The 16,536-nt window shown below is 66.0% G+C and carries 17 protein-coding genes; 6 read left to right on the top strand and 11 right to left on the bottom strand.

Translation table 11 applies throughout. The features are described 5' to 3' along the window. Window positions 1-64 precede the first annotated feature (64 nt). Together VF34_RS01165 and VF34_RS25400 are read left to right on the top strand one after the other, a co-directional pair. On the top strand, window positions 65-280 hold the full coding sequence (locus VF34_RS01165; RefSeq protein ID WP_027498325.1) for a BldC family transcriptional regulator: 216 nt from the start codon (window positions 65-67) through the stop codon (window positions 278-280). Between the two features lie 135 nt (window positions 281-415). Continuing rightward, window positions 416-613 (top strand): membrane protein, encoded by a 198-nt coding sequence (locus VF34_RS25400; protein ID WP_027498326.1) that lies wholly within the window; start codon window positions 416-418, stop codon window positions 611-613. A 9-nt stretch (window positions 614-622) separates the two neighbouring features. Here the strand turns inward: VF34_RS25400 and VF34_RS01155 are convergent, their stop codons facing one another. The 7 genes from VF34_RS01155 to hemL all read right to left on the bottom strand — a co-directional run bounded on the left by VF34_RS01155 (window position 623) and on the right by hemL (window position 8,463). Continuing rightward, window positions 623-1,885 carry a MinD/ParA family ATP-binding protein gene (locus tag VF34_RS01155; RefSeq protein ID WP_082079113.1) on the bottom strand — a complete coding sequence of 421 codons (1,263 nt, stop codon included), beginning with the start codon at window positions 1,883-1,885 and terminating at the stop codon, window positions 623-625. A gap of 543 nt (window positions 1,886-2,428) precedes the next feature. After that, complete coding sequence (gene ccsB / locus VF34_RS01150; RefSeq protein ID WP_032375566.1) at window positions 2,429-3,412, bottom strand: c-type cytochrome biogenesis protein CcsB; 984 nt, start codon at window positions 3,410-3,412, stop codon at window positions 2,429-2,431. 3 nt (window positions 3,413-3,415) lie between these two features. Next, the gene (resB, locus tag VF34_RS01145) at window positions 3,416-5,035 is read right to left on the bottom strand and encodes a cytochrome c biogenesis protein ResB (RefSeq protein ID WP_045840653.1); all 1,620 of its coding nucleotides are present in this window, start codon (window positions 5,033-5,035) and stop codon (window positions 3,416-3,418) included. Beyond that, entirely contained in the window at window positions 5,032-5,841 is an 810-nt protein-coding gene (locus tag VF34_RS01140) for a cytochrome c biogenesis CcdA family protein (protein ID WP_032365436.1), read from the bottom strand. The genes resB and VF34_RS01140 overlap by 4 nt, the downstream gene beginning before the upstream one ends. Window positions 5,842-5,846: 5 nt before the next feature. Further along, entirely contained in the window at window positions 5,847-6,437 is a 591-nt protein-coding gene (locus tag VF34_RS01135; RefSeq protein ID WP_045840652.1) for a TlpA disulfide reductase family protein, read from the bottom strand. Further along, window positions 6,430-7,092 carry a histidine phosphatase family protein gene (locus VF34_RS01130; protein ID WP_027498332.1) on the bottom strand — a complete coding sequence of 221 codons (663 nt, stop codon included), beginning with the start codon at window positions 7,090-7,092 and terminating at the stop codon, window positions 6,430-6,432. Before VF34_RS01130 ends, VF34_RS01135 begins: the two co-directional genes overlap by 8 nt. A gap of 51 nt (window positions 7,093-7,143) precedes the next feature. Continuing rightward, window positions 7,144-8,463 (bottom strand): glutamate-1-semialdehyde 2,1-aminomutase, encoded by a 1,320-nt coding sequence (hemL, locus tag VF34_RS01125; protein WP_032365224.1) that lies wholly within the window; start codon window positions 8,461-8,463, stop codon window positions 7,144-7,146. A 117-nt stretch (window positions 8,464-8,580) separates the two neighbouring features. On the opposite strand from hemL, the gene VF34_RS01120 reads away from it, so the two are divergent. Beyond that, window positions 8,581-9,087: a pyridoxamine 5'-phosphate oxidase family protein gene (locus tag VF34_RS01120; RefSeq protein WP_045840651.1), complete on the top strand. Its 507-nt coding sequence runs from the start codon at window positions 8,581-8,583 to the stop codon at window positions 9,085-9,087. Here VF34_RS01120 and VF34_RS24170 read toward each other — a convergent pair. The 4 genes from VF34_RS24170 to VF34_RS01100 are packed head-to-tail and all read right to left on the bottom strand — an operon-like array spanning window position 9,084 to window position 12,840. Continuing rightward, on the bottom strand, window positions 9,084-9,629 hold the full coding sequence (locus VF34_RS24170; RefSeq protein ID WP_052718539.1) for a hypothetical protein: 546 nt from the start codon (window positions 9,627-9,629) through the stop codon (window positions 9,084-9,086). The genes VF34_RS01120 and VF34_RS24170 overlap by 4 nt on opposite strands. Window positions 9,630-9,682: 53 nt before the next feature. After that, window positions 9,683-10,372, bottom strand: a complete 690-nt coding sequence (gene bioD / locus VF34_RS01110) for a dethiobiotin synthase (RefSeq protein ID WP_045840650.1) — start codon at window positions 10,370-10,372, stop codon at window positions 9,683-9,685. Then, a complete protein-coding gene (locus VF34_RS01105; RefSeq protein ID WP_045840676.1) occupies window positions 10,369-11,502 on the bottom strand; it encodes an 8-amino-7-oxononanoate synthase in 1,134 nt (377 codons plus the stop codon). Before VF34_RS01105 ends, bioD begins: the two co-directional genes overlap by 4 nt. A gap of 39 nt (window positions 11,503-11,541) precedes the next feature. Then, entirely contained in the window at window positions 11,542-12,840 is a 1,299-nt protein-coding gene (locus VF34_RS01100) for an adenosylmethionine--8-amino-7-oxononanoate transaminase (protein WP_045840675.1), read from the bottom strand. A 72-nt stretch (window positions 12,841-12,912) separates the two neighbouring features. Between VF34_RS01100 and VF34_RS01095 the strand changes: the two genes are divergently transcribed. The 3 genes from VF34_RS01095 to VF34_RS01085 are packed head-to-tail and all read left to right on the top strand — an operon-like array spanning window position 12,913 to window position 16,523. Further along, the gene (locus tag VF34_RS01095) at window positions 12,913-14,259 is read left to right on the top strand and encodes a serine hydrolase (RefSeq protein ID WP_052718538.1); all 1,347 of its coding nucleotides are present in this window, start codon (window positions 12,913-12,915) and stop codon (window positions 14,257-14,259) included. Window positions 14,260-14,305: 46 nt separating this feature from the next. Continuing rightward, entirely contained in the window at window positions 14,306-14,512 is a 207-nt protein-coding gene (locus VF34_RS01090) for a hypothetical protein (protein ID WP_027498338.1), read from the top strand. Between the two features lie 43 nt (window positions 14,513-14,555). Beyond that, entirely contained in the window at window positions 14,556-16,523 is a 1,968-nt protein-coding gene (locus VF34_RS01085; RefSeq protein ID WP_045840649.1) for an acyl-CoA dehydrogenase family protein, read from the top strand. Window positions 16,524-16,536 lie beyond the last annotated feature (13 nt).

The following is a 16,536-nucleotide window of genomic DNA, read 5'->3' as shown; positions in this document are numbered from 1 at the left end:
CCGCAGACCGATATCTCCGGTTCGACGCAAATGCACAGAACCGCACCGTAGGAGGACACGACAGATGAGCGCACCCACGTTCCACAAAGCTCAGGACTCACTTCTCACACCGGGTCAGGTAGCAGCGCTTTTTCACGTCGACCCCAAGACCGTGACTCGCTGGGCGCACGCCGGACGTCTTGGATCGCTCCGCACTCCCGGCGGACACCGTCGCTTCCGCGAAACCGAGGTCATGCAGCTGCTGACTTCTCTGACGACCGAAGCCGGCGTACAGCACTGAGACAGGCCATTCGGCGCAGTTTCGGCAACGACCTCCGCACCCGTACGAACTCATCGAACATTCTCAGGAATCTTCGACGCTCGACGGGTGCGGAGGTCGTTGCATGACGGCTACCCTCGTAGTAGGAGGTGCGTCGTGATCTATCTATTGGCGTTGATCGGTTTGGTGGCAGTGATTGTGCTGCTGTGGAAGGCATTCGGACCCAGCACGCAACCTGAACCCCCGCGGACTGTCGGGCCCGATGACGATCCGGAATTTCTCTGGAAAATCAACCGGGACGCTCGTCGCGGAGGCAAGGACGGGACCGACGCCGGCACTGAAGTCGGCGAATAAAGTTTCCGGTCAGCTGCGGCGAGAAGTAGTGGGCGAGGCCGGAAAGCCTGCTGCCACCGCCGCAGCTACTTCGAGGAGTGCCTTTCGCGTGCGTCCACGAAGCCTGCCCAGTTCGATCTCAGCCCCCTCCTCCAGATGCGGGTCGAACGGAATCGTCCGAACCTGAGCGCATCGCTGCTCGAAATGTTCGACCACCTTCTGCAAGTCGACTTTTCCCGCCCTCGGTCTTACCGCGTTGACCACCGCCACCGACGTGGCCACCAATTCTCGATAGCCATGAGCATCCAGCCAATCCAATGTCGCCGACGCGCTCCGCGCCCCGTCCACAGACCCTGAGCTGACGACGACCAGAGTGTCCGCGCCCTCGAGAATGCTTTCCATCGCCGAATGCATCAATCCGGTGCCGCAGTCGGTGATGACGATGCTGTAGAACTTCTCGAGCAGTGTCACCGTTCGGTCGTAGTCGTCACCGCTGAATGCCTCGGACGCCGCCGGGTCCGAATCGGAGGCCAGCACCTCCAGCCGATGGACGTTCTGTGAGGTGTAGGCCCGAACGTCGCTGTAGCGCTCCAAGGAATCCATGTCTCGCAACAGATTTCGGACCGTCGCCGTCGTTTCCGACGGTACTTTCTGCCCCAGCGTTCCGCGGTCGGGGTTCGCGTCGATCGCAATCACGCGGTCACCGCGGATGTCTGCGAACGTCGAGCCCAACGTGGCCGTTGTCGTCGTCTTTCCGACCCCACCCTTCAACGAGAGCACCGCGACGCGGTAGCACCCCACCAATGGTCGATCGACCTGCGCGGTCAATTCGAGGCGTCGCTGTTGCGCCGGACTGTTCCCCACATCGATCCGACCACCGGACACCAGATACAGCGCACGACGCCACCCGGCCACCGGAGCGACAGTTGCAGACCTGATGAGCAACAAATCGCCGAGGTCTGCCGCCGACATCGGCTGCGACGGCGGTCGATGATTCGGCTGAACGACAGCAGCCGCGACGGGAACCACAGCAGGAACATGGCCGGGCACCATCGGTTGCGGCCACGAACCGGGTTGCGGAGCCCACTGCCCATACCCTTGACCCTGCCCATACCCCTGCCCATGCCCATGCGTCGGCCAGCCGTTCTGGGCCTGCCACTGATTCTGGGCTGCCCACTCGTTGTTCGGCTGCCAATATTGCTGGGGCACCACAGCATTCTGGGGCAACACCACCCCGTTCTGCGGCTGGACAGGGTGCTGACCCTGTTGCCCAGGCGGCTGCGGCTCGCCCATGGGCCGAGTCGGCGGACCAGGGGGCATGGCCGTGTCGGACGAAACAGGTGGCACAACCGGTGGACCCGATGCTTCGAGCATCGTCGGCATCTCATCGGTCGGTGGCGTCACCTCGACGGGTGGAGTCGACATTGCCGCGACAACAGGAGTCGGGCTCGGGGCATCCGCGGGCGGCATGGCGATGGGGGTGGATCGGAACGGTTCACGCTCCCCCACAACCCGAGACTCCCCCACAACCCGATAAGGCCCCGCAGTCTCAGCAGACCCCGCAGGCTCGGCAGACCCCGCAACCCCCGAAACTTCCCCAACCCCGGCAGGCCCGGGAACCGGGGTCTCGGTCACCACCGGCTCCGGCGTGTTCGGGGGTTCGTCGTCGTCCATCGGTCGGACGGGTTGCCAATTGTTTCCGTGCCGATCGGCCATGACCGATTTCCCCCCACTGTGCGTCCCGCGTCGAGTGCCGGCTCGGATGTCTCCCCCATCGAGCCGGATCGGACGCTACCAGCTGCGCGTCGGCAGCGGAGCGTGTGGAACGCGCAGAGGTCAGTTCAGTCCTGCGTAGCTGTGCAGACCGGAGACGACCATGTTGATGATGAAGAGGTTGAACAGCATGGCAGTGAATCCACCGACGTTGATCCACGCGGCGCGGGTGTTTCGCCAGCCGGAGGTGGCGCGGGCGTGCAAGTAAGCGGCGTAGATGATCCACGTGATGAAGGACATCGTTTCTTTGGGGTCCCAGCCCCAGAAACGTCCCCATGCGGCCTCGGCCCAGATCGCGCCGAGGATGACGCCGGCTCCGAACAGCGGGAAGGCGACGATGGTCGTCTTGTAGGCGAGTCGGTCGAGGGCTTGGGCGTCAGGGAGCTTGGAGGCGAAGCGGCCCCAGAATCCCACGCTTTCCTCGCCGAGGGGCTGTTTGATGCGCAGCAGGAACAGCAGGCTCGCGACACCGGAGACCAGCAGGATGCCGCTGCCGACGCTGACGATGGTGACGTGGATGGGCAGCCAGTAGGAGCGCAGTGCCGGGACGACGGGTGCGGCATCGGCGTAGAGCTTGGTGGCGGCGAAGAACATCAGCACGATGATGGGTGCGAGGACGAACACCAGCATCGGGCGCATCGTCTTCTTGCGCAGCACCACCACGGAGGTCAGTGCTGCGGCAGCGGTTGCCATGGTGACGAACTCGTACATGTTGCCCAGCGGGAATCGGTGGGTGGCGAATCCGCGGAGCACGACCGAGGCGATGTGTAGGACGAGGGCCGGTGCGAGCAGCGCGAAGCCCATACCTGCGAGGCGTTCGGACAGCGGGCGCTTGGGTGCCTCGATGACGCGTCCCGGGCCGGAGGACGCAGCCACCGACGACGCGGTCACGGGGGCTCCGGCACCGACGAGTTCCTTGGCCTGAGCGGCCGTCGCCTTGGCGGAGGCGTACTGGGCGATGAGCAGGACGAATGCGAGCACGTAAATGGTGAAGGCTGATTCGAACGACCAGTCGCTGTACTGCGAGAGTGTCTCGTTGATCGGCATCGGTCAGTTCTCCTGTTTCGAGGTGTCGCCGAGCAGGCGGGTGCACAGGCGGTCGAACTCTTCGCCCCACCCCGCCTGATCGGTGCGTGCAAGTCCGCCGAGTTCTACTACAGTACGTCGTGAGTCGCCGTCGGCGGTGAGTCGGACCCAGATTCTGCGACGTTTGATCACCAGTGAGACGAGCAGTCCGCCCATCATCGTCAGCGCGAACACCAGGACCCAGGTCTGAGCCGGGTCGTGCGAGACCTGCAGGTTGACGAATTCCTTCGCCCCGTCGAATCTGACGACGGTGCCGTCGCTGAGTGTGGCCGACTCCCCGGGCATGAGGTTGACGCGGTCCTGCTTGACGAGCCTGCCCTGGGCGATCATTTCCTGATCGAGCGAGAAGATGGACTGCGGGAGTCCCGTGTCGAGTCCGGTGTCGCCTTTGTAGATGTCGATGGCGACGGCGGGGTCGTTCATCGCCGGGAAGCTCGACGACAGCAGACTGCCGTGGAACGACGCCGTCGGGGCGAACAGTCCTTCGATGGCGATCTGGTTCTTACGCCGGTCCAGCGCGTCGGGGTAGAGGCCACCGGGTGGGTCGACTCGCAGTACCCCGCTGGAGAGGAATGTGGTCGCGTCCGTCGGCTGCCATTGGATGGTGTCGGTGCGGGTCTCGCCGTTCGGGAACGTCACCGTGAACGTGGGCGCGTAGCCGTGGCCCTGCAGGTAGACGCGGTCGCCCGCGACCCGCAGCGGATGGTTGACCTGCAGTCGGTCGTCCTGCCAGTCGTCGTTCGCCAGATCTTCGCCGGCCTGGTACTGGATGTTCGAGGTGAACATTTCCGCCTGGCCGTTGTCGAGGTAGTCCGCCTGAAAATCCTTGACTCGCAAGCACAACGGCTCGAGGTCGGTGCCGTCGACGAGGTTGCCCGCCCGGAACGAGTCGTAGTTGGCGGGCGTGGAAGTGCAGAATCCGGGGCCGTCGTCGGCGATGACGATGCGGTTTCCCTCGTAGCCGAGCAGCTTGCCCATGGCGATCGCGGCCAACAGTCCGACGAGCGAGAGGTGGAACACGAGGTTGCCGAGTTCGCGAACGTAGCCCTTCTCCGCCGAGAGCGTCACTGCCCCGCTGCCCTCGGACCGTTGCGCGACGCGCCACCCACGCAGCTGAGTACGGACCTGGGCTGCGATCTCCTCGGGTCCTCCGGCGACGTCGTACCGGGTGTGGTGCGGCAGGCGCGAGAGGTTCCGCGGCGCACGAACGGGCTTGGTGCGCAACTGTTTTGCGTGCTCGATGCACCGCGGCAGGATGCAGCCGATCAGGGAGACGAACAGTAGTGCGTAGATCGCGGTGAACCAGAAGCTGCCGAACACGTCGAACAGTTCGAGCTTGTCCATGATGGGGCCGAGGGTCGGACGGTCGGCGATGTATTGGTCGACCTTGCCCGCGTTGAGGCTGCGTTGCGGTACCAGGGCACCGGGCACGGCGGCGAAGGCCAGCAGGAACAGCAGCACCAGTGCGGTCCGCATACTGGTGAGCCCGCGCCAGGTGTTGCGCACCACGGCCACGGCCTTACCGAGTACGGATTGCTTGTGCGGCGGCGACGCTTCTGTCCGCTCCTCGGTCTCGGTGGTCATATCGGCAACACCACATCGGAGACGAAGGCGTCGCGCACCCAGCCGACGAATTGATCCCAGGCACCGGTGACCAGTGCAATTCCTACCGCTATCAACATGATTCCGCCGAACACCTGTATCTGTCGTGCGTGTGTACGTAGCCAGCCGACGCCTCGCAGTGCGCTGACCGATCCGAACGCGAGGATGACGAACGGCAATCCCAGACCGAGGCAGTACGCCACGATGAGGGTGACTCCGCGCGCAGCCGTGGCACCGTCGGTGCCCGCGGCGAGCGAGATGACGCCGGCGAGGGTGGGCCCGAGGCACGGGGTCCAGCCGAGTGCGAACACTCCCCCGAGCAAGGGCGCTCCGGCGAGGGAGCCGATCTGCTTCGGCTCGAACCGCACATCGCGCTGCAGCGCGGGAATCAGTCCGACGAACACCAGGCCCATGGCGATGGTGACGACGCCGCCGATTCGCATGAGCAGTTCGCGGTTGATCGCCAGTACCGAAATTGCGCCGAACACCGACGCGGTGGCGAGAACGAACACCACGGTGAATCCGAGGACGAACAGCCCCGCGGCTCCCGCGACGCGCAGCCGACCGCTGCGCACCTTCGTCTTGACGGCCGCTTCGTCGGCGCTGACCGCCGGTGCGTCGGCTCCGACGACCCCGGCGAGGTACGACAGATATCCCGGAACCAGCGGTACGACGCACGGTGATGCGAAGGAGACGAGCCCGGCCAGGACGCAGGCTCCGAGGGCCAGAATCAGCGGCCCGGAGGCCGCAGCTTCCTGGAAACTCGCGCCGACGCCGGCTAGGTACATCTCGCTCACGGCTGCACAGGCTCCTCGGCTGCCACGCGCTCGACGACGGGCTGCAGGTCCTCGACGAGCAGTTCACGCAGGAACACGGCGGCGACGCGGTGCTGTCGATCGAGCACGATGGTCGTCGGAATGACGGAGGTCGGAACGCCACCGAGCGCGGTCAGGGTGCGCATCGGCGGGTCGTAGATCGAGGAGTACGTGACGTTGTTGCTGACGACGAAATCCTGTGCTGCGGTCTGTGATTCGTCGCGCACGTTGATGCCGAGGAATTCGACGCCGGAGGCCTTGGTGGCCTCGTAGACCTTCTCGAGGTCGTCCGCTTCTCCGCGGCACGGTCCGCACCACTGACCCCAGACGTTGAGGACGACGACGTCACCCTCGTAGTCCGACAGCGAGGTCGTCTTGCCCTCGGTCATGAGGTCGGGCCCGGAGAGTTCGCCGAGTGCGCCGCGGTCGGACGGCGGATCGTAGAAGATCTCGGTCTTTCCGCCGGGCGAGACGAACTGGAAGGTTCCGCCCTGAGCAACCGCGTCGGTGCCGGTCGAACAGCCGGCGACGAGGGCCACAGCGGAAACCGCGAGCAGTAACCTACGCACCGGTGATCCTCGGGTCGGATGCTCCTGCTGGCTCGGAGTAGACGAGATCGACGAGCTGATCGCCCTCGTAGACCAGTGACGTCAGCGATGCGAGTCCACACTGGCGATTGCGCGGGTCGTGCCAGAGCCGGTCGCCCTGGAGGAACCGGCGCAGCGTCCAGACCGGGAGTTGGTGGCTCACGCAGACGGCCTCGTGCCCGACGGCTGCGACTCTGGCCGCGTTGACGGCCGCGAGCATGCGGTGCGCGATCTGCAGATACGGCTCGCCCCAGGACGGGGTGAACGGGTCGCGCAGCTTCCACCAGTGCCGAGGCCTACGCAGGGCTCCGTCGCCGACGGCAACGCGCAGCCCCTCGAACTCGTTACCCGCCTCGATGAGGTTCTCGTCCTCGGACACCGTCAGGCCGTGGGCTGCCGCGATCGGGGCGGCAGTCTCCTGGGCGCGTTGCAACGGCGACGCGACGACGTGGGTGATGTCGTGACCGGCGAGCGCATCTGCGACGGCCTTGGCCTGGGACTGGCCGGTGACCGACAGCTTGAAGCCGGGCAGCCGCCCGTAGAGGATGCCCTTGGGGTTGTGCACCTCGCCGTGCCGGAGGACGTGCACGATGGTGCGCGTCGTCGAGTGCGGATGTGTTGCGGGGGCCTCGGTCACGTCGGGGTCCTGTTTCTCGCTAGTCGGGTGGTGATCACTTCTGAGTGGACGTCACAGTGGTGCTACAGCGGCTGCCGCAGCCTTCGCGGCAGCCGGGGCCGCGTCGGCGATGATCTCGAAAGCTCGGTCGTCGAGAGCAGCCGAGACGAACCATGCCTCGAATGCGCTCGGCGGCGGGTACACCCCGCGAGAGAGGAACGCGTGGAAGAACGCCGGGTAGCGCCACGTCTGGGCAGCCTTGGCCTGCGCGTAGTCGGTGACGGGTCCATCGGCGAAGAACACACTCACCATAGTGCCCGCGAACTGCACGTGGTGGTGGACGCCTTCGGCGGTGAGAGCATCGCCGAGCAGTGTTCCGAGTCGCTGTGAGTTGGTCTGCAGCTTCTCGTAGACGGCGGCGTCGGCCAGTTGCAGGCTCGTCAGGCCGGCTGCGACGGCGACGGGGTTTCCGCTGAGGGTGCCCGCCTGGTACACCGGCCCGGCCGGTGCGAGGTAGGCCATGACGTCCGCGCGGCCACCGAATGCTGCGGCCGGTAGCCCGCCGGACATGACCTTGCCGAAGGTGTAGAGGTCGCCGGCGACACCGTCGATGCCGTACCAGCCTGCGGCGCTGACACGGAATCCGGTCATCACCTCGTCCATGATCAGCAATGCGCCGCGCTCGGTCGCGAGTCGGCGTAGTCCCTCGTTGAAGCCGGTGACCGGCGGGATCGCGCCCATGTTGCCCGCGGCGGCCTCGGTGATGATGCACGCGATCTCGCCGGGATTGGCGTCGAACGCGGCGGTGACGGCGTCGAGGTCGTTGTAGGGAACGACGATGGTGTCCGACGCCTGAGCGCCGGTCACTCCGGGTGACGTCGGCAGTCCGAAGGTGGCCAGTCCCGAGCCCGCGTCGGCCAGTAGGGCGTCGACGTGGCCGTGGTAGCAGCCGGAGAATTTGAGGATCTTGGTGCGGCCGGTGAAGCCGCGCGCCAGACGCACCGCGCTCATCGTGGCCTCTGTGCCCGAATTCACAAGGCGAACCTGGTCGACGGGGCCGACGCGGCGCACGATTTCCTCGGCGAGTTCGATTTCGCGCTCGGTGGGTGCGCCGAACGACAGTCCGGTTGCGGCCGCCTTCTGGACTGCCTCGACGATGGCCGGATGCGCGTGTCCGTGGATCATCGGACCCCAGGACGAGATGAGGTCGACGTAGGACTTCCCGTCCGCGTCGGTCATCGTGTATCCGCTGGCCTGCGTGATGAAGCGTGGAGTGCCGCCGACCGATGCGAACGCACGCACCGGAGAGTTGACGCCACCTGGAATCACTGTGCTCGCGCGGGCGAAGAGTTGGGCCGATACGGGGGCGTCGTTGCCGTCAGGAACAGTCACGACTTCCAGTGTCCCAGGTTCTGCGAAATCACCAACTACAGGGCGTAATAATCACCGAAACAGGGAGTCGGCCTGGTTTCGGCGATTGAAGACCCCCGCCCCGGGTATTTACTTTCGATGACAAACACCGATGGCGTCACCAAGGTCGCCGAATTGATGTCCGAAGCCGGACTGTGCATGTTCACCACCGTGGGCCTGGACGGCCACCTCATCTCGCGTCCGATGGCACTGCAGGAAGCGGAGTTCGACGGGGACCTGTGGTTTTTCGCAGCGCAGGACTCCAGAAAGGTACGCGACATCGCCGCCGACCCGACGGTCAACGTCTCGTTCCAATCCGGTCAGGGTTGGGTGTCACTGTCCGGTACTGCTGCGGTCGTCGAGAACAAGGCCAAGGCGGAGGAGCTGTGGAATTCTCGGGCGGCCGCGTGGTTCGAGAAGAACCCCGATTCACGTGAGGTCGCTCTGATCCACGTGGCCGCCGAAGGTGCCGAGTACTGGTCCACCCCGGGCTCGAAGGTGTCGACCCTGCTGGCCTACGCCAAGGCGAAGGTCACCCACGAGCGTCCGAACCTGGGCGAGCACGACGTGGTCGAACTCGAACTGCCCAATACCTCGACGAGCTAGTTCCGCTCGTGCCGGGCTGCCGTCGGGGGCAGGTCCGGATTACCGGTCACGCCATGCGGTCCTGCCTCGGACCGGTCGGTACTCGCGTTCCGATCGGCACTCGCGTTCCGATCGACATTCGCGTTGTGCTGCGCACCGAAGTCCCGATCCACGCCCGCGTCGCGGCCGACGTTGTGGTCACCGGTCACCTTGCGGTCGCCCTTCACATCCGGATCGATGTGGTTCGCGCGCTCGAACTGTGAGTTCACTTCGTCGCGCGATGCCGCCGCGACTCCCTGGTGAGACTGGGCCTGCTGAGCAAGTTTCTCTGCCTCGGCAGCTTTGACGTCCGCCTCCGCCTGGGCGCGACGTGCCTTGGCCTCGCTCTCGCGGGCCTGCAGTTCACGCTCCTCGACGACGGTCGCCTGATCGGCCGCCTTCTCGCGAAGGTGGTTCGCTTCCAGCCTCTTTCGCTCTTTGCCCTTGCGTGCCACAACCAGGGCGACGGCAACGACCAACACTACGACTACTACTGCAACGATGATCCACACTGCGGTGCTCATGATGGAACTCCCGATCTGTTCCGACTGCCGAAGTGGCAGACGTTCCGAGCCGGTTACCCGAGTAATGAGCCGGCAAACTCGCCGAACATCGTCCAGGCGAGCGCACCGAAGTTCTTTGCGTCCAGCGCGGCGGCCCCGTTCGGCACACACGCCAGCAGCTCGACGCCCGTCACGAGCGGCAACTCCTCCACGTTGACCCGCGCCGCCAGATCGGGTTCGGCCGGCCACGATCCGATCACCAGGCCCGCACATGCCACACCCGCTGCGCGCACCGCGGCGACGGTCAGCGCGCTGTGGTTGAGCGTCCCCAGCTCCGCCCCTGCCACGATCAGGACCGGTGCGCCGACGGCACCGGCGACATCGAGTGCAGTGAACCCGCCGGCACCCAGGCGCACCGCTACCCCGCCCGCACCCTCGACCACGACGAGATCGTGGGCCTCGTCGAGCACTCGCACCGCGTCGACGACGTGGTCGAGTTCGAGCATCGACCGACCCGAACGGCGTGCTGCGACGTCGGGCGCGAGTGGCTCGGGGTACCGCGCCAGCTCGATTCCGCGGACTCCCGAAAGACGTTCCACCACATCCATATCCGACTCGTCCAGGCCGTCGTCACCGACTCCGGTCTGCGCCGGTTTGCACACCGCCACCGTCCGTCCATGTGCCCGGGTTGCGGCCGCGAGCGCCGCGGTCACCACGGTCTTGCCGACGCCGGTCGACGTTCCGGTGACGAGAAGAACCGTCATCCCGACACCGCCGCACGCAACACCGTCGAGAGAACGGACGTGGCACGGTCGATATCGGTGTCGCTGAGGTCGGCGCGCGCGGTCAAGCGCAGCCGAGATGCGTTCGCGGGAACCGACGGCGGCCGAAAGCACCCGACGTGCACGCCCAGGTCAAGACACTCCCCGGCCGCGCGGACGGCACGCACGGCGTCGCCGAGTACTACCGGAACCACCGCCGACGCCGTCGGCGAAACACCGGCGGCCGCGGCCAATTGCCCTGCCCGCCGACCGATCGCAGCGACCCGATCGGGTTCGCTGCGCAGCACCGCCAGCGCTGCCGATGCCGCGCCGACCGCGGCCGGGGCGAGTGCGGTATCGAAGACGAAGCTGCGCGCACTGTGCAGTACCTGGTGCCGTACCGACGCCGGCCCGAGCACCACCCCGCCCTGCGATCCGAGCGCCTTGGACAGCGTCGCGGTGATCACCAGGTCCGGCAGTCCCGCCACACCGGCGTCGTGCACGGCACCGCGCCCACCGTCACCTCGGACGCCCAGCCCGTGGGCTTCGTCGACGACCAGCACCGCGTTCCATCTCCGGCAGGCCGCGTACAGCTCGTGCAGCGGCGCGAGATCGCCGTCGGCGCTGAAGATCGAGTCGGTCACCACGAGCGCGCGGGGTTCCGTTCGTTTGCGGAGAAACTGCTCGACGTGCTCGACATCGCGATGCCGCGCCACGGCCACCCGCGCCCGAGACAGACGGCAGGCATCGATCAACGACGCGTGCGACGCGGCGTCCGAGATCACGACGGAGTCGCGGTCGGCGAGCGCGGTGACGACTCCGATATTGGCGGTGTAGCCGGACGAGAAGACCAGTCCGGTCTCGGCACCGACGAAGTCGGCAAGGTCCTGCTCGAGCTGTTCGTGGGCGGTGGTCGTGCCGGTGACCAGTCGAGATCCGGTGGACCCGGCGCCCCACCGACGCGTGGCCGCGCAGGCCGCGTCGACGACGTGCGGATGTCGAGACAGGCCGAGGTAGTCGTTCGACGCCAGGTCGAGTGTCGAATCCTCGGGACTGCGAGCGTGGACGACGCGCTCGAGCCCGGCCGCGCGACGGTCGTATGCGGCGGCGTCGAGCCAATCGAGTGCACTCATGTCCACGACCATACTTGAACAGTGTTCAAGTATGGGTGTTCAAGTATGGTCGCGCGCCACCGCCACCATGGCGTCGGCGATGGCTGCCACATCGGCCTCGGTACAGACATACGGCGGCATCGCATAGACCAACCTGCCGAACGGCCGCAGCCACACACCTGCGTCCACGGCGACGGCCGTCGCACGTGCCATGTCGACCGCGCCGGTCAGTTCGATCACCCCGATTCCGCCGAGCACGCGCACGTCGGCCACGCCCGGGAGCGACCGGGCCGGCTCGAGCCGTTCGGTCAGCACGTCTGCGACGGCGGCGACCTCGGCGCGCCAGTCACGCGAGAGCAGCAGCTCCACCGACGCCACCGCGATCGCGCAGGCCAGTGGATTGCCCATGAACGTGGGCCCGTGCATCAGACCGCCCGCCTCACCGCTCGACACCGTCTCCGCCACCTCGGTGGTGCACAGCGTCGCCGCCAGCGTCATGTAGCCGCCGGTCAACGCTTTGCCGACACACATGATGTCGGGTGCGATGCCCGCGTGATCGGCGGCGAACAGCTCACCGGTGCGGCCGAACCCGGTGGCGATCTCATCGAAGATCAACAGCACGCCGTACTCGTCCGCGAGTCGGCGCAGTGCGAGCAGCAGACGTGCGTCGTGGAAGCGCATTCCGCCGGCACCCTGCACGATCGGCTCGACGATGATCGCGGCTACGTCGTTCGAATGCGCCGCGAGCACCTGCTCGAACTCGGCGACGTAGGCGGCGATACCCGCCCCAACGGACGCGGCGGGTGGCGCGGGCGCGAACACCTGCTGCGCCAGCACACCGGTCCACAACCTGTGCATCCCGCCGTCCGGATCGCAGACACTCATCGGCGCGAACGTGTCCCCGTGATAGCCGCCCCGCCACGTCAGCAACTTCGTACGCCCGCTCTCACCCCGTCCACGCCAGTACTGCAATGCAATCTTCACCGCGACTTCGACGGACACGGACCCGGAATCTGCGAGGAACACCTTGTCCAGCCCGGCCGGCGTGATCGAGACCAGCAGCTCCGCCAATCGCGCCGCCGGCGCATGAGTGAGGCCTCCGAACATCACGTGACTCATGCGGTCGAGCTGGTCTCGCGCTGCCGCGTCCAGCACCGGATGCCGGTAGCCGTGCACCGCCGCCCACCACGAACTCATCCCGTCGACGAGTTGGCGGCCGTCGGCCAACGTCAGTCGAACCCCGGACGCGCTGTCGACGACCAACGGTGTCGTCGTCGACGGAAACCCGCTGTAGGGATGCCAGAGATGCTCGGAATCTATTCGACGGACGTCGTCTGAAGTCAGCACGCCAGAGCACACTGCCACAGCACCCGACCGTCCGTACCGAGACTGGGCGGGTGGCGAAATGTCCGAATCCTTTAGCATTGCGACATGACGACGCGCACCGTGACGAGACTGGCAGGGGTGGTCGTGGCCGTAACTCTGACGCTGTCCGCCTGCGGGGGACCGTCCGAAACGCCGACGCCCACAACCACCACGGCACCGGCGTTCGCGATCGACACCTCGACGCCGCTGGGCGCGATCAACGACCGAATTCTGCAGTGGATCAACGCCGACGCCGCCCCGGATCCGGCGGCGGTGGACGCCGTCACCGGCGCGGAGCTGGCGGCAGCACTCGCCCCGATGGGCGGGCTCGTCACCCCTCTCGAGCAGTTGCGCGCCGGGGCGCCGAACGTGGCGACGGGTTTCGAGGCCGGCCCGGACAGCGCCGTTCTTCGCTTCACCACCGCCGGCATTCCGGCCACGATCACCACTTCTCTCGGTGCCGACGGCACGCTCGACGGCATTCTGGCCAGTCCGGAAACTCCGAAGATCTCGTCCTTCGACGAGCTCGATGCCGCCCTGTCGAAGGTGGCTCCGAATTACTCCTACAGTGCGTCTCGTCTGAACGGCGGTGAGTGCGAGTCGGTGTACTCGGTCAATGCCGACGCGATGCTTCCGCTGGGATCGGTGTTCAAGCTGTACGTTCTCGGCGCTCTGACCGACGAGATCGAGGCGGGCAGCGTGCGATGGGACGACCAGCTCACCATCCGCGACGAGAACAAGAGTGCGCCATCGGGTGAGCTGCAGAATCGCCGCGACGGCACGACGGTGTCGGTACGCGAGGCCGCGGAGAAGATGATCTCGCTGTCCGACAACACCGCCACGGACCTGCTGATGGAACGCCTCGGTCGGGACCGCGTCGAGGCTCAGCTCGCCACGATGGGTCATCACGATCCCGCGGCGATGACGCCGATGATGGACACCCGACAGTTCTTCGTCATCGGGTTCGGGAATCCGAATCTACGTTCCGAATGGGCGGACGCGGATGCCGACGCTCGCGAGCAACTCCTCGAGCAAGCCGATTCCCGGCCGCTGGACATCGACTTCGAGAATTTTCTCGACAACCCGGCATCGGCCGACGGCGTGGAGTGGTTCGCCAACGCGCAGGACGTGTGTGCGGCCGTGGGGTACCTGGCGACCGGCCCGTCGGCGGAGGAGAATCGTCGGATCCTGGCCATCACCCCGGGTGTGCAGCTCGATCCCGCTCGGTGGCCGTACTCCGGCTTCAAAGGCGGAAACGCTCCTGGCGACCTCGCCGCGGCGTTCCTGACAACCGACGCCTCGGGGCAGGACTGGATCGTCACCGAGCAGTTCCGGGCGGACGGTGCCATCGACCTGATCCCGTCCAGCTACGCGTTCCTGGTTGCGCAGGAAGCTTTCGCTCTGTTGAAGTGAGTGGAATTTGTAACACTGGTGTTACCGCTGGATTACACTCGTGCCCGTGGAGGCACAACACGAACCGGCTCAGCAGGCGTGGCCGACGGGCTTCAAAGAGTTCCTGGTCTGCGAGTTCACCGACTTCAGTCCCCTGGTGACCAGGGCCATGGAGGACAACTGCGCGTCGCTGTTCCACGACGGTCCCTACGGCAGATCCGGCTTCTGGCGGACCTTCCGGGCCGTGTTCCGAGAATTCGTCTGGCCGGTCTGAAGTTCCGGGCCTCACGGGCCGCGGCAAAAGGTTACCGTCGAGTATGGCAACCACAACGGATCACCTTCGGAACACTCTGGACGGCCGCTGGCGTGATGTGAAGAACGAGGCGCGCAAGCAACTCGCGCGCGACGAGTTCCGCCCGCATTACACACCGAATACCGTCATCGCCCGCACCAAGGCGCTCGAGCAGCTCAAGCTTCTCGCCGCGGCCGGGGCTGCCGACAACGGATTCAAGAAAGAACACGGCGGTACCGGAGACGTCGGTGCCGCGGTGACGATGATCGAAATGCTCGCGATGAGCGACCTGTCGTTGATGGTCAAGGCCGGGGTCCAGTGGGGACTGTTCGGCGGTGCCATCGAGAACCTGGGTACCGAGCGGCACCACGAGGCGTACGTACCGAAGATCATCAACCTCGAGTTGCTGGGTTGCTTCGCCATGACGGAGACCGGACACGGCAGTGACGTGCAGTCTCTCGAGACGACGGCGACGTACGACCCGAAGACCGACGAGTTCGTGATCAACTCACCCACTCCGTCCTCCCGCAAGGACTACATCGGTGGTGCCGCCGAGACCGCGACCGTCGCTGCCGTCTTCGCGCAGCTGATCACCGCAGGGCCGGGCGAGGAGCCCGAGGGCCACGGCGTGCACTGCTTCTTCGTACCGCTGCGGGACGAGAACGGCGACGATCTCCCCGGCGTGACGACCTCGGATTGTCAGTACAAGGGCGGACTCCCCGGCGTGGACAACGGCCGACTGATGTTCGACCATGTCCGCATTCCGCGGGACAACCTGCTCAACAAGTACGCCGACGTCTCTGCCGACGGCACGTACACCTCCCCCATCGAGAATCCGTCCAGGCGGTTCTTCACGATGCTCGGCACGTTGATCCGCGGGCGCGTCACAGTCGGTGGCAGCGCTGCGGCCGCAGCTCGTGTCGCCCTCGACATCGCGACGCGATATGCGTTGCAGCGCAGGCAGTTCGCTGCCCCCGGTTCCGATCAGGAAGTGCTGATCATGGACTACCTGGTGCATCAGCGTCGACTCTTCCCGCTCATCGCCAAGTCGTACGCACTGCAGTTCGCGCAGAACGAGCTGGTGTCGAAGATGCACGAGCTGCAGACTGCGGACAACCCGGATGCCGAGGAGCAGCGCGAGCTCGAGTCGCGTGCCGCCGGCCTCAAAGCCGCCAACACCTGGCACGCCACTGCCGCGATCCAGGAAGCACGCGAGGCATGTGGCGGCGCTGGCTACCTGGCCGAGAACCGGCTGATCTCACTCAAGGCCGACACCGATGTGTTCACCACCTTCGAGGGCGACAACCACGTGCTCACGCAGTTGGTGGCCAAGGAACTGCTCACCGCGTACGCCGACGACGTGAAGTCGATGAGCCCGGTCGAGTGGGTCAAGTTCGCAGCCGACATGGTCGGCGATCGCGTCGTCAAACGCACTGCGGCGCAGGCGATCATGCAGACCATTCTCGATCGGCGTCAGGACAACGAAGAGGAGGGGTCGCTGTTCAACCGCGGCACCCAGGTCAAGATGTTCGAGGATCGTGAGGAGTATCTGCTGTCCACGGTCGCGCGCCGTCTGCAGTCGAAGTCGAAGGAGAGCAGTTCGTTCGACGCGTTCAACGCGGTACAGGACCACGTTCTGCACGCTGCGAGCGCCCACATCGACCGCATCATCTTCGAGGCCTTCATCGCCGGTATCGAGTCGTGTGAAAATGCGACCACCAAGGACCTGCTCGAGGAGGTCTGCGATCTCTACGCCCTGTCGGTGATCGAGGACGACAAGGCCTGGTTCATCGAGCATCGCTACCTGTCCACCGAGCGCTCCAAGGCAGTGACTCGCGCGATCAACGAGCGGTGCCGCACCCTGCGTCCGCATGCGGAGTTGCTGGTCGACGGCTTCGGAGTGCCCGAGGCTCTCGTCGGTGCAGCAATGCTCGGCGAGCCCGGAGCGGGTACCGAGGAAGAACCGGCCGGAAACCCCAGCCACGCGCACTGACGCGTAATCGGGG

It is taken from the genome of Rhodococcus sp. PML026 (assembly GCF_000963615.1).
GTDB lineage: Bacteria > Actinomycetota > Actinomycetes > Mycobacteriales > Mycobacteriaceae > Rhodococcoides > Rhodococcoides fascians.
Note: the sequence above shows the minus strand (reverse complement) of the source record. Positions and strands in the feature narration are given on the sequence as shown.